The following is a 12,854-nucleotide window of genomic DNA, read 5'->3' on the forward strand; positions in this document are numbered from 1 at the left end:
TTGGGTTATTTTTTTTGTTTATTAAAAAACTTGTCCAAAACCAAATGTATACTTTCCAACTAAGTTTTTATCCCATGAATATTCAAATCTTACTTGTCCTAACATAGGTATTGTTAACTTCAATCCAGTACCAAATGACCATATTGAATCTTCTAATAACTTTGATGGATCATCTTTTGCATTTCCATAATCTCCAAATATAAATAAATCAATTGGAATAGTTTGTGTAGATAGTTCATATGAAAGTTCAGCATTCATCAATAATTGAGAATCTGCATTTAATGTTCCAAAATCATATCCTCTAACTGTATACATACCACCAATTGAATAAAATGATTTTAAATTAGATGGATCATTTACATATCCAACCTTAACTCTCGTTCCAAGTGTGAATTTTTGAAATGTTGTAAAGTATTTTGTTTCTATATTTCCACCCAGATATTTTTTTGATGGTTCAATTACATTTATTCCTCCCATAACATCTAAAGATAAATATTCACCATTGTATACTCTATATAAACCATCTAATTTATTATATAAAAATCCAGTACTTGCTGTAAAATCAGAGTACTTTGAATTATCTTCTTTTGTATAATCATTATAAGCCATTGACGTTGTAATATAAGAAAAATCTGAAATTTTAAATCTTGGGCTAATACCTACTGATATTTGATTAGTAATTGTAGAACCAAATGTACTTTCATACTTTCCTGATGGTAAATACATATATTTAGAGTTAAATCCCATATCTACATTTGAACTAAATAATTTAATTACATTGTAATCAAATCCAGCTTCATACTGATTTGATACTGGATTTAATTTAACATTTAACCCAAAAGTTTGTCCATATCCAAATGGATTTGGCATTTTTAAGTCCGTTGTAAAACTAAAACCTTCATACCATTGTTTATTTTCTAATGGTGTCCATGTTCCACCAAACATAAATTTTCTAAGTTTTGTTGATTCTTTTGGTTTTAAAATTATATCTATTTTATCCCCATCTTCTTTTGGTAATATATCTAATTTACTGTAAAAACCTGATCCAGTAAAAGATGTATATGTATTTCTTAAATCTTTTTGATTCAAGACATTTCCTTCTTTTATTTTTACAAAAGAATTTATTATATAGTCTTGTGTTTTAGCAGTTGCTTCTTTACTAATTTCTACTTTTCCTACTTTCATTTCATCAAATTTAAAAGTTATAATGTTATTTTCTATAATAGGAGTTATATTAACATATAAGTACCCATTATCTAAATACACTTTTTTTAAGTTATCCAAAGCATTTAATAAATCAATATTTGAAATAGTTTCTTTTTTCATAAATAATGATATACTTTCTTTTAATTTAAAGTTATCTATACTATTATTTCCTTTAAATACTACATTTTTTATTTTTATATCTTTATCAATTATTTGTTTTGGTTTACCACTAAATACTAATAATAATTCTCCACCTTTATTTTCTTTTATGTTTATTTCTTTAAATCCCATTTTTGTATTTTCATCAAAGTATTCAAGTTGTTTTAATTTATTCATTATTTGATAGTATTTTTGTATACTTAAATATGTTTCTTTTACATCTGGTCTAAATAAGAAAAATTTATTATTATATTCTTTTCTAAATTCAAAGCCAAGTTCATTTTTTATTTTTTCTTTATTTAATTTTTTCATATCTCCTTGAAGTTCTATATCCCATAAAGAATATTCTTTAATTTCAAAAACAAGTGTTCCGTTTTTATATTCTTTATTATTTACTTTAGTAGCTTCAATAGTTAATTTATTAGAATTGAGTTTTATATTAGAATTTATTGAAATATAAACATAACCTTTTGAATTATAAAGTCTTTGTATATTTTTACCACTATTTTTATAATCTGTTATATTTAATGGAATGTCTTTTTTTAAAGTTATATTAGATAATATATCCTTTTTATCTACTAAACCGTCTCCTAATATTTCTACTTTTATATCTTTTACAATAGGATTTGGGGTTATTTCTATATTTAATACTCCAGTTTTTTCATCTAATTTATAGTTTAACGATGTAAAATAACCAAGTTCATTTATTTGTTTTAAAGCTAATTGTATATCAATATCACCAACAAGATGATCTTTTTGTATTTCATAATCTTTTAAAATTTTATCTACTTTAGTTGCAGCATAACTAATATCATTACTAAATTTTATATCTGTTAGTTTAGTTATAGAAAAAGATGTAATAAATATAAAGGTTAAAAATACTATCAATAAAAATTTTTTCATCAATTTTCCTCCTTGATTTCTGTTTCTAATGTTTTTAGCATTTGTTTTATTTCATTCATAAAAGTTGGTTTAAAATATATATCTTCATATAATTCTTTTAATTTTTCTGTGTTTAAATCATATGACTCATTGTTAAATGTACGTTTTATATACCAATCAACATTTGGATCTATATATATCACAGAAAAAATACACATTGAAATATCTCCAACTGGTTGACAATCAATGTTAGTTTTATTAAATAATGCTTCTACTATAGTTCCCTCATCTTTTTTAGATTGTAATTTTAAATATCCACCAGTTAATTCTGTGGAAAATTTTAAAAATGGCAGTCCAACTCCAAACTTTTTTTTTCTTTCTTTTTTTGTTGTAAAAAATGGATCTAATGCCTTTTTTATGTCATCCTCATCCATTCCTTTTCCATAATCTTTAATAATAAATTTAATATTTGTTTTATCTTCTTCAATATATAATTCACATTTTTTAGAATGTGAAGCAACTGCATTTTCACATATATCTGAAATATGGTCTGCAATAGTTTTTAACGTTGCCATATTGGAATCACCTTATTATTATATATAGATTTTTTTAATTCTTCAAACGTTCTTGATGAAGCGTCTACATTACATGCTATCATGTTTAATTCTTGTGGGAAATGTGCATCATTTCCAAAAATAAATCTTTTAAAACCTAACTTTTTTGCTTTCATCATTTCTTTTTCTGATTTTACTTCAACTGCATCAAATTCTAATTTTGGCGGTATTCCAAGTTGTTTAATTAATCCAAATGATCTAAAAATATGTGCTGGAACTATTAAAGTTTCATATTTTCTTGCCATTATATATATATTATCTATACTATACTTAGAAGAACTTCCATAATAAGGCGTTTCTATAATTTTTTTAAATTCTCCATTTTCATTTAATAATATTTGATATCCAAGTTTTTCTGGATCATATTTTTTTATTATTAAACTTTCTTCGATTTTTTTTGAAAATTCTAATAATTCATTAATATTTTTAAAATATACCAATATATGAACTTCTTCAATTGTTTGTACTTCTATTCCAAAAATAACTTTTATTCCATTTTTAGATAATATATCCGAAAAAACTAAAACATTTTTGGCAGAATTATGGTCGGTTATTGATATCCAATCTATTCCTATTTTTTGTAAAACATCTAAATATACTTCTGGTGTCATAGTTATTTCTCCACAAGGAGATAAAACTGTATGATTATGAAAACTACATTTAAAAATTGCCATTATTCCCTCAATAAATTATAAAGACTTCCAGCCAATTCAAATGCTGATTTTTTAGATTTTAATAATACAATATTTTTTTCTTTTGCTATTTTTATAGTTTCTTCCATATATTCTTCATTTTCTGGTAAAATAATTGCCCTTGCACCTACAACTTCAGCTACTGCTATTATATTTTGATGTGATTGATGTGTTATCCATATTGAATCTTCTGGAGCATTTCCCATTACTTCACTTAATAAATCTCCAACATGTCCTGAATTTATATCTTCATCATTAAAATTAGTTATTGATTCTAAATTTAATTCATCAATTATCTTTTTTAATTTCATTTTTTATCCCCCCTAAAAAATATCATTTCTACTTTAAGTCCCTTATCAGGACTAGAAACTACTGTCATTTTATTTGAAAATCTTTTCATATTAGGTAATCCCATTCCGGCTCCAAAACCTTTTTCTCTTATAGTCTCTGATGCTGTTGAATAGCCTTCTTTCATAGCTTTATCTATACATTCTATACCTTTTCCAAAATCTTCAACATAAATTTTTATAAAATCTTCTTTTATATAACAATATATATGTCCTGTAGATCCACTATGTATCACTACATTAGCTTCGGCTTCATATGTAGCTATTGATATTTTCCTTGTTAATTTTGAATCTATTTCTTTACTTAATAAAAATTTTTTTAATTTTGTAGCTGCCATTCCAATACTTTCTATTGAATTATAATTTATTTCATATGAAAAATCTGCCCCAGATTTTTTTTCATTGATAATTATTGATTTAAATTCATTTTCTAAAACTCTTTTTCTTCTTTCATCATGTATATATATATGCCCAAGTTTTTTAAATAACCATTCCATTATATCTAATTTTGTTACAACACCAACAACTTTTTTATCTCTATTCAAAACTGGATAACGACCAAATTTTTTTTCTTGATTAAAATCCAAAAAATCTCTTATTGTATCTTCTTCACTTAAATAAAATGGTTCTTTTGTCATCCAATTTAAAACTCTACTTTCTATACCACCATTTTCAAATACTTTTATTAAATCTTCTATACTTAATATTCCAATTAATTCTAATTTTTTATTTACAACAGGCATTCCTGAAATACCTTTAATTCTCATTATTTCTTTTGCATACTTTATTTTCGTTTCTTCTGTAACTACTATTGGTGGTGTACTCATTATTTCTTTTATCTTTGTATTTGAAAAAACATTTGAAAGTAATTCAACTAACTTATCAACTGTTTTGTTCATATTTCTATCCCCAAATCTGTTCCCATTGCATCTTTTATTCCATTATTAAATAACATAGAACATGCAACATACATTGATAAATCTGTCTTCAATATAGAAATATCTAAATCTTTTGCCATTTCAATAACTTTATCAGAAATTTTCTTTCCCCTCACAAATAAAATTACTTTAGCTCCAATTACCGCTGCCGTTGTAATTGTTTGTGGACTAACAAGTCCTGTAATTAAAAGCATGTCTTCTTTGGAAAATGCTAAAACATCACTCATTAAATCTCCAGCCCCAGCATATTTTATTTTAAAATTTTCTACATTTGGAGTTAAATAAATTTTTTTTGCTTTTAGAAGTTTTGATATTTCAATTATTTTCAATGCTATCATTCCCAAGTAAATCACCAGTATAATTGTACTTTAAAAATGCTTCATATGTCCATGGACATTTTTCTTTAAATATCTTTGCCATAGCCAATGCATATTCTTGAATTTCAAGTTGAGCATGAGAATCAGCTCTTAAATTTAAAAAGTGCATAAGTGCTCTAACATTTGTTGTCATATAAAATTGCGTATACTGTCCTACTGGTAAAACCATTCTTGCCATTTCTCTTGCAATTCCCATTTCTAATAATTTTTTATAATTTTTATATGCTAATTCATATGATTTTTTAAAAATTTTTATTGCTTCTTCTGTAATTTCTTTATCTTTTATAATATCAGAAGATTGTTTGTTTTGTGTATTTTGAGTTCTAACTTGTTCTGGTATATAAAATTCTTCTGCATACTTTGAAGTATATCTTCTACTTATTTCATTGTAAGACATTCCTATTCTGTGTCTAAACCATTGTCTTGCAACAAATATAGGAGTTTTTATATGAAATGTAAAAGTAATATGTTCAAAAGGTGAATGATGTCCATGTTCCATTAAATAAAATAATAATTTTTTATCTCTTTCATCATTTTTCATTTCACCAGCGTATGAAACACGTGCAGCTCTTATTGCAGCATTATCATCTCCCATAAAATCAATTAATTTCACAAATCCAGAATCGAGTAAGTTTATTTCTTCACTCTTCATTTTTTTCACTCCTCATAATTTCGTTTTTTACATTTATTTTTTCTCCAATTTTTTCAACAATTATTTCTTTTTCATTTTTTTTATGTATTAAAATAAAAATTAATAACACGCTTATTAAAAATAAAGGTAATACATAAGAAAAAAAAGCATATATTCTATACTTTTTCTGAATTGATATTAACATTTTATAAGTTTTTTCTTGATTTGGATCAAAGGTTAATGATTTACTTAAATATATTCTTGCAAGATTTAAATTTTTTTCATTTCCAGTATAATATGTTCTACCCAATTTTTCAAGAACAGTTGGATTTTTAGGATCATTTTTTAATGAAAGTCTATAATAATTTATCTTTTGTGATGTTGTACTGGCCATATCTCCCAATATTTCATATGAAGAGGCTAATACATTGTTTTTATTTGTATTATTGATTATATTTTGAATTAAATCTCTTGATTTTTTATAATTTTTATTTTTTTGATACGTTTTAGCTATTAATAATAGTATTTTATTATCTTTCTTTGAAAAATTTTTGTATAACTCACTATAAGAGATTATTTCATCTAATTTATTTAATGAATAACAAAATTTTATTAGTAATTCTAAAATTTTTTGATTATCCTTATGATTAATATACATTGCTTTTAATTCATTGTATGCTTCATTTTTGTTTTGATATATTTTAGAGTTCCAAAGAATAAGTGAATGATAATAAGAAGTAAATGGTGTTTTTCCTTTAAGCTGTTCTATTTTAGAAATTGCTCCATTTATTTTTTTTAATTTTATTAAATTTCTAGATTTTTCCCAATCTGTATATGCAAAATAAATATACATAGAATTTAAAATTATTGAATTATTATAAATATTCAATGCTTCTTCTAAATCTTTTTGTGGTTTAAAATAATCAAATGGAATCGTTTCAGATAATATATTTAAAAGTACAGATTCATCTGCCGAAAAATTTTTATATAATTCAGATCTCATTATATTTGCAGTTGTTTTATAATCTTCATACCCTGTTTTCCAATATTTTAAATATAAACCTAATATATTCATTTCTTTATTTTCAGAATTAATAATAATTTCTTCATCAAAATTATTTAAAAAATCATTTAAATTTGAAAAATTAGAAATTGAAATCATTATAATTAAAAACAAAAGTAAAAATTTTAGAGATTTGATTCGTTATACCCCCTTATCATTATTTGATTATCACTCAAATAAAATACTGTTTTAGTTAATGCTTTAGATGGAAAAAATGTTCTTTTATGTATATATATTTCAACACCAGGATATACAATTTGTCTAACATTTATTAAACCTTTATTTTCAGAATTATCTATTATTTCTTGTAATTCATTTAATTTTTTCTCATTTTCTTCTAAATTATTTTTTAAATTTTTTGCAGTTTGAAGTGTTTTTTTATATTGTTCAAGTTTATTTTTATCCATTTTTCCTTCTTCTTTTAATTTCATTATACCTTTTAATATTAAACTCAATTTTTTTAAATTTTCAAGATCTATAGCTATTTGAGATTTCACTATAGTTATTTCTTCATTTATATGAGGATCCACACCAACTTCTAGATGTGTTTTTACAGTTCTTTCACTTCCCATTATATCTGCCTCTATCTTTATCATTGCATTTAATACTCCACCTAATATTCTACTGTTTTTTCCTGTAACTATTATTGAATTTCCTGATTTTAAATTAGAGTTTATTATTGATTGTTTAACTTCAATATTATTATTTGTTTCTATATTTGCATTTTCTATATAATTTGCAATTACATTTTTAGCTTTTATAATTCCTTTTCCTGCACCCTTTATTCCTGACACTGTTATAGTTTCTTCAGAAATTAAAGTTGCAGATTCAACAACACCTTTTATTTCTATATCTCCTTCTGCTTCAATTGTAAATCCAGGTTTAACATTTCCATTCACCGTTACTTTTCCAGGAAATCTTATATTTCCAGTAGAATAATCAACATCACCATCAACAGTATAAACTCTCGAAACATCTATAAAAATACTTCCATCTATTTCTTTTTTATAGATTAACTCTCCAGCATACTGTGCAATTATTTTTCCTTCTTTATTAATCACATTTTTTCCAAGTTTAAATTTTAATTCTTTGCCAAACAATCCTTCAATTTCATTTCCATAAACATCCATACCAACTTCGCCTTGAGTTGGTGAAATTATTTCAGCTATTATTTCATCTTTTTCTATACTTATTATATTTGTTCTTTCTCTTAAATCTATATATTTTTTTTCCATATTCTGTCTTTTCTTTTTTGCTAATAGTTTTATTCCACCATTTTCACCAACTTTTGGTGCATGACCATAAGCAATTGGTAAATCTACTGAATATTTAGGTTCAGCTATAATTTCTGAAATAATATCATATCTTATACCAGATACTATATTGTTTTCTTTTAATGCGTTTTCTATATCTGACATATCTAATTTTTTTGCATCATCTATTAAGTTTATAGAGGCTACCATATTATCTGAAGATACCTTAACATTTATTATCGCCATAATCTCCCTCCAAATTAAAATATATCTTTCTTTAATATCATTAAGTTACCAATTTCTATATCTTCCCAAATTGGTTTTCCAAATACTTGTTCTATTATATAAACGCCCAATCCACCATCTCTATATTCTTCTAATGGTCTATGTTTTACCTTAGACACATCTATCTTTTTTCCATAGTCTCTTATTTTTATTATTAGTTCTTTTCCATCAAATAAAAATTCTATGTCTATTAATTTTTCTTCATTATAACTATAAGTATGTTCTATAACATTAGCAACTGATTCATTTAAAGCTAGTTCCATCATAAAAATTTCTTCATCATTTTTAAAATTACATAAATATAAAAAATTTTTTAAAGCATGTCTTAATAATTTTATATATATATTTTTACTTGGAATAGTAATTTTAAAAAAATCCATAAATTAACCCCCTTCACCATATTATAAACTTTCCCCTCCATCCATTTACCTTCTTTCTTCCACTTTTATTTATATTAAGCTCATTAGCAATTTCTTTCTTCATCAATATAATTCTTGGTTTTAATAGTTTTATTAACTTTAATCCATACTTTTTTAAGTATATGTATGATAAATCTTCAGGAACTTTTAAAATATCTTTTTTAAATAAATAAAATAATTGTTTTGCTTTTTCTTCACCAATCAAATGTTTTAATTCATTAAATTTTTGTTCTTTTGATTTTTTAGTTATTTGTTTAGCTTCAAAAATAGAATAAGAACATCCACAATAATTTTGTCTATATATATTTAAAGTCCTACACATTTTTGCTGCTTTTGAAATACCTGAATTTTCTCTAAAATTAAAGTATTTAAATTCAATGTTATAAAGTTTTTCTGCTTTTTTACCACACTTTATAATCATCTCATGTGATTTTCTTGGTGAAGCTAATAACGTAGTAGTAAATTGTTTAAACCCATTTTTTTGTGCAATTTTAGCAGTTTGTATTATTCTATGTTCAATACAACTTTCACATCTTTTATTTAAGTCTAAATTATCAAAAAATTTTTTTATATTGTATTCAGCTTTTATCTCTTTAAAGTTCCATATTTCTTTTAATTGATAGTAAGCATTTAATCTTTTTTCATATTCAGATTTTGGATGTATGTTAGGATTATAAAAGTATGTTGTTGGAGTGTATCCAAGTTCTATTAAACGTTTATAAGATATTGTTAAATCTGGTGCACAACATACATGTAAAAAAATTTTCAAAACTCTATCAGTCCTTTCAATTTAATCGTTTCTTTTTCTGATAAACCAACTTTTTTTAAATCTTCAAAATTTTTGAATTTTTTTATATTTCTATAATTTATAATTTTTTTAGCTGTTTTTTCTCCTACCCCTGGTAATAACTTTAATTTATCAATTGAATCATTATTTATGTTTATTTTTTGTTTTTCAAATATATATTCTTTTTTTTCTAAATAAAAATACTTTTTTATTTTTTCAAATGTTTTTTCTCCTATTCCACTTACATTTTTTAAGTCTTCTAATGCATGAAATCCAATTTTTTCTCTATATAAAATTATATCATTAGCTTTAGAATATCCTATTCCTGGAACTTTAATAAGTTCATGAATAGAACTTGTTTGAATATTTATTTTATTTTCCGTATCTTCCATGTTTTTAGGAATATTTATTTTAAAGTTTACATATCCAATTAATAAAACTAACAAAACAATTATAACATAAAAAAATTTTTTCAATTTTTTTCTCCTGAAAAATAAATCCCTCTTATAAATCTATCCTTAACGCTGAGACCTATTAAATCTTTTATTTCAGTTTCGTTTATATTATTCATATAATCTTCTGCTTCTTTTTTTTCAAAAAACAATCCACTTAATAGTGTAAAGTTTTTTTCTGTACTATTAGCATAATTTCTCGTCATTATAAAAGCTGGAAACCCTGCTTTTTTTAAGGTTGTTGCAGTAACAAAAGCTTGAGCTTGATCTGAAGCAAAATATCTTAATTGTACAGTATATATATATTGTTTTTCATCAACAATTTTATAATCATCACTATTAATTAATTTATAATCTCTTCTATATAAATAATACTTATCTTTATACATAAAGATATAATAATTAATATTTTTTTCATAAGCTTCTACTGCTTTTGAAAAAGCTTTAATTTTATCATTAAATACTTTTACTGCACCAAGATTATAGAGCTTTAAAGATCCAGAAGACCCATTTAAAAGATTTTCAAAATTTAATTCTTTTATTTCATATTTTAAGTTTGTTTTTTTAGGATTAATTTCTGGTAATGTTATATTTTCTTTTAAGTTTGAAGTTATTTCTTCTTTTATTACATTAGTTTTTAAATCATTTATTGAAATACTTAAATCTTTAATTTGAACTTTTAAGTATATAGTATAAACTGTAAGAAGAAGTGTAATTAGAGGCAAAATAAAGACTAAAACAATTGTTATTTTTAAAAATGAATTTTTATCCAACTTTTTCACCTCTTATAAAATTAATAAAATCATCTATGTAAATATTTATTTCATTTACTGAAAAATATTTTAAAGTATTTTTATTTTTTCCTGGAATTATATCTGTAACATAATCATTTATATAATTATTTTTCATATTTAAAATTATTTTTTTATTAAAAACACCAAACTCATTAGTGTCATTTAAAATCATCTTAAATTCTTCTAAAGAAATTAATCCTTCAATATAAGAAATATACGATAATAATAAGAAAATTGAAGAGTATATTTCAAAAAATTTATTGTTTATCTCTATTGGATTTTTAATAAAATACTTTATTAGGTTATATCCCGGAATTTCATAATTATCTTTATAAAATTTCATTGAATTTTTTATTGAATTAATTAAAAATTCCTCTAAATCTGTATTATCAAAATTTTTAGAATAATGTAATGATAATTTAGAAAGATTACTATCAAAATAAGTTCCAAGAATATAACTACAAAAAAATTGCTTTTTTAAAGATTGTTTTGATAATAAACTTAAAAAACTTTGATCAATATAAACTTCATTTACATAGCCAAAAACTTTTAAATAATCTCTCTTAAAATTCATATCTATTCCAAAAAAACCTGAAATTGGTGGAAATATCATAGAGGTTAAAGTTGTTGGTATTAAAATAATTTTTTTTATATTGTGATTTAATGTGTTTAAGGTATAACCAATTAAATCCATTAAAGATCCTCCACCAATGCCTATAACAATATTAAATTTATTTTTTTCTATAGTTTGGCAAAGATCTAAATACTTATCTAAATATTTAGCCTCTTCTCCACCTTTTATAAATTTTATATTATTTTTTATCTTTAAAAAATTTCTTAATTTAGTATCAACAATAAATAAAACGTCTTCTTTTTCATCATAGTTATCAATTATTTTTTCATGAAAATTTTCTTTTATAAATACATTTATATCACTTTTTATATTTTTAGATAAAATTAAATTTTTCAAAAATTTCACCTTTTCATCTTAACAATCCAGACAACAAAGAATTAACAGCTTCAGCATTTGCTATTGGATTATATCCACCTTCTTGTAGTATTAATTTAGGAATTGTAATTTGATTTATCATTCTTCCAATTTCTTCATAATCTCTTTTATTTAAATTAAACGTCCCCAAAGGATCATCTTTGTGTGTGTCACTACCAAAAGATATTAAAAGATAATCTGGGTCGAAACTTTCAATTTCCAATAATGATTTTTCTAAAACTCTTTGATAAATTGTTCCTCCTATACCATCTTCAAGTGGAAAATTAAAGTTATACCCCTTTCCTTCATTTTCTCCTATTTCCCATTCATATCCAGAAATGTATGGATAATTATTTGATGGATTACCATGTATACTTATAAACAATGTACTAACATCTTGATAAAAAATTTCTTGTGTTCCATTCCCATGATGAAAATCCAAATCAAGTATTGCAACAAATCCATTTGTTTTAGTTTGTAAGTACTTAGCAGCAACGGCAGTATTATTAAAATAACAATAGCCTCCACCCATGCTCAACCCAGCATGATGTCCTGGAGGTCTTGTTCCTACATATACTATATCGTCACTATTTTCATATATTATTTGTGCACCAGTTAATGCATTTTTAATAGAAATCCAAGCCATTTCAAATGAATTATTTAAAATCGGTGTACCATTATCAAATATCCTATCATATCCAAATACTTTAGGAAAATATTCTTCTCCATCCTTTAAAGTTTTAGATTTTGCTTTTAACCATGTTATATAATCTGGATCGTGTGCTAAATATAAATATGATCTTGGGAAATCTCTTGATTTTACAAAACTATCCTCATATTTTAATTTTAAAACTTTTATTATTTCTTCTACTCTTATTGGTGTTTCTGGATTTTCTACCATTTTAATTCTATCAAATTCAGATTTTGGATTATAAAACATATGTCTGGGATCATATACTATTTTCAT

The 12,854-nt window shown here is 23.6% G+C and carries 15 protein-coding genes; all 15 read right to left on the minus strand.

Annotated elements, in window-relative coordinates:
• Positions 1 to 21 precede the first annotated feature (21 nt).
• From IGS63_RS09270 to IGS63_RS09340, 15 genes are read right to left on the minus strand one after another with little or no spacing between them, the layout of a single operon-like run.
• Entirely contained in the window at positions 22 to 2,268 is a 2,247-nt protein-coding gene (locus tag IGS63_RS09270; protein ID WP_190614387.1) for a BamA/TamA family outer membrane protein, read from the minus strand.
• On the minus strand, positions 2,268 to 2,822 hold the full coding sequence (locus tag IGS63_RS09275; RefSeq protein WP_190614389.1) for an ATP-binding protein: 555 nt from the start codon (positions 2,820 to 2,822) through the stop codon (positions 2,268 to 2,270). The genes IGS63_RS09270 and IGS63_RS09275 overlap by 1 nt, the downstream gene beginning before the upstream one ends.
• The gene (locus tag IGS63_RS09280; RefSeq protein WP_190614391.1) at positions 2,810 to 3,535 is read right to left on the minus strand and encodes a PHP domain-containing protein; all 726 of its coding nucleotides are present in this window, start codon (positions 3,533 to 3,535) and stop codon (positions 2,810 to 2,812) included. Before IGS63_RS09280 ends, IGS63_RS09275 begins: the two co-directional genes overlap by 13 nt.
• The gene (locus IGS63_RS09285; RefSeq protein WP_190614392.1) at positions 3,535 to 3,864 is read right to left on the minus strand and encodes an iron-sulfur binding hydrogenase; all 330 of its coding nucleotides are present in this window, start codon (positions 3,862 to 3,864) and stop codon (positions 3,535 to 3,537) included. The genes IGS63_RS09280 and IGS63_RS09285 overlap by 1 nt, the downstream gene beginning before the upstream one ends.
• Positions 3,861 to 4,799, minus strand: coding sequence for a CBS domain-containing protein (locus IGS63_RS09290; RefSeq protein ID WP_190614394.1), 939 nt, complete (start codon positions 4,797 to 4,799; stop codon positions 3,861 to 3,863). The genes IGS63_RS09285 and IGS63_RS09290 overlap by 4 nt, the downstream gene beginning before the upstream one ends.
• The gene (locus tag IGS63_RS09295; protein WP_190614396.1) at positions 4,796 to 5,167 is read right to left on the minus strand and encodes a hypothetical protein; all 372 of its coding nucleotides are present in this window, start codon (positions 5,165 to 5,167) and stop codon (positions 4,796 to 4,798) included. The genes IGS63_RS09290 and IGS63_RS09295 overlap by 4 nt, the downstream gene beginning before the upstream one ends.
• Entirely contained in the window at positions 5,154 to 5,867 is a 714-nt protein-coding gene (gene thyX / locus IGS63_RS09300; RefSeq protein ID WP_190614398.1) for an FAD-dependent thymidylate synthase, read from the minus strand. The genes IGS63_RS09295 and thyX overlap by 14 nt, the downstream gene beginning before the upstream one ends.
• Entirely contained in the window at positions 5,857 to 7,023 is a 1,167-nt protein-coding gene (locus tag IGS63_RS09305; RefSeq protein WP_190614400.1) for a tetratricopeptide repeat protein, read from the minus strand. Before IGS63_RS09305 ends, thyX begins: the two co-directional genes overlap by 11 nt.
• An 11-nt stretch (positions 7,024 to 7,034) precedes the next feature.
• A complete protein-coding gene (locus tag IGS63_RS09310; RefSeq protein WP_190614402.1) occupies positions 7,035 to 8,408 on the minus strand; it encodes a DUF342 domain-containing protein in 1,374 nt (457 codons plus the stop codon).
• Positions 8,409 to 8,422: 14 nt separating this feature from the next.
• On the minus strand, positions 8,423 to 8,827 hold the full coding sequence (locus IGS63_RS09315; protein WP_190614404.1) for an ATP-binding protein: 405 nt from the start codon (positions 8,825 to 8,827) through the stop codon (positions 8,423 to 8,425).
• Between the two features lie 13 nt (positions 8,828 to 8,840).
• Positions 8,841 to 9,635, minus strand: coding sequence for an epoxyqueuosine reductase QueH (locus tag IGS63_RS09320; RefSeq protein ID WP_190614406.1), 795 nt, complete (start codon positions 9,633 to 9,635; stop codon positions 8,841 to 8,843).
• Positions 9,632 to 10,129, minus strand: a complete 498-nt coding sequence (locus IGS63_RS09325) for a ComEA family DNA-binding protein (protein WP_190614408.1) — start codon at positions 10,127 to 10,129, stop codon at positions 9,632 to 9,634. Before IGS63_RS09325 ends, IGS63_RS09320 begins: the two co-directional genes overlap by 4 nt.
• Positions 10,126 to 10,878 (minus strand): SPOR domain-containing protein, encoded by a 753-nt coding sequence (locus IGS63_RS09330; protein WP_190614410.1) that lies wholly within the window; start codon positions 10,876 to 10,878, stop codon positions 10,126 to 10,128. Before IGS63_RS09330 ends, IGS63_RS09325 begins: the two co-directional genes overlap by 4 nt.
• A complete protein-coding gene (locus IGS63_RS09335; RefSeq protein WP_190614412.1) occupies positions 10,871 to 11,869 on the minus strand; it encodes a dehydroquinate synthase/iron-containing alcohol dehydrogenase family protein in 999 nt (332 codons plus the stop codon). Before IGS63_RS09335 ends, IGS63_RS09330 begins: the two co-directional genes overlap by 8 nt.
• A 13-nt stretch (positions 11,870 to 11,882) precedes the next feature.
• Entirely contained in the window at positions 11,883 to 12,854 is a 972-nt protein-coding gene (locus IGS63_RS09340) for a histone deacetylase family protein (RefSeq protein ID WP_190614415.1), read from the minus strand.

This window comes from Tepiditoga spiralis, from assembly GCF_014701195.1.
GTDB classification, from domain to species: Bacteria; Thermotogota; Thermotogae; order Petrotogales; family Petrotogaceae; genus Tepiditoga; species Tepiditoga spiralis.

What these genes read in the sequence shown, in the direction of transcription:
- IGS63_RS09275 (WP_190614389.1), bottom strand. Translation starts at nt 2,822, where the DNA reads ATGGCAACGTTAAAAACTATTGCAGACCATATTTCAGATATATGTGAA.
- IGS63_RS09340 (WP_190614415.1), bottom strand. Translation starts at nt 12,854, where the DNA reads ATGAAAATAGTATATGATCCCAGACATATGTTTTATAATCCAAAATCT.
- IGS63_RS09270 (WP_190614387.1), bottom strand. Translation starts at nt 2,268, where the DNA reads ATGAAAAAATTTTTATTGATAGTATTTTTAACCTTTATATTTATTACA.
- IGS63_RS09280 (WP_190614391.1), bottom strand. Translation starts at nt 3,535, where the DNA reads ATGGCAATTTTTAAATGTAGTTTTCATAATCATACAGTTTTATCTCCT.
- IGS63_RS09310 (WP_190614402.1), bottom strand. Translation starts at nt 8,408, where the DNA reads ATGGCGATAATAAATGTTAAGGTATCTTCAGATAATATGGTAGCCTCT.
- IGS63_RS09290 (WP_190614394.1), bottom strand. Translation starts at nt 4,799, where the DNA reads ATGAACAAAACAGTTGATAAGTTAGTTGAATTACTTTCAAATGTTTTT.
- IGS63_RS09315 (WP_190614404.1), bottom strand. Translation starts at nt 8,827, where the DNA reads ATGGATTTTTTTAAAATTACTATTCCAAGTAAAAATATATATATAAAA.
- IGS63_RS09285 (WP_190614392.1), bottom strand. Translation starts at nt 3,864, where the DNA reads ATGAAATTAAAAAAGATAATTGATGAATTAAATTTAGAATCAATAACT.
- thyX (WP_190614398.1), bottom strand. Translation starts at nt 5,867, where the DNA reads ATGAAGAGTGAAGAAATAAACTTACTCGATTCTGGATTTGTGAAATTA.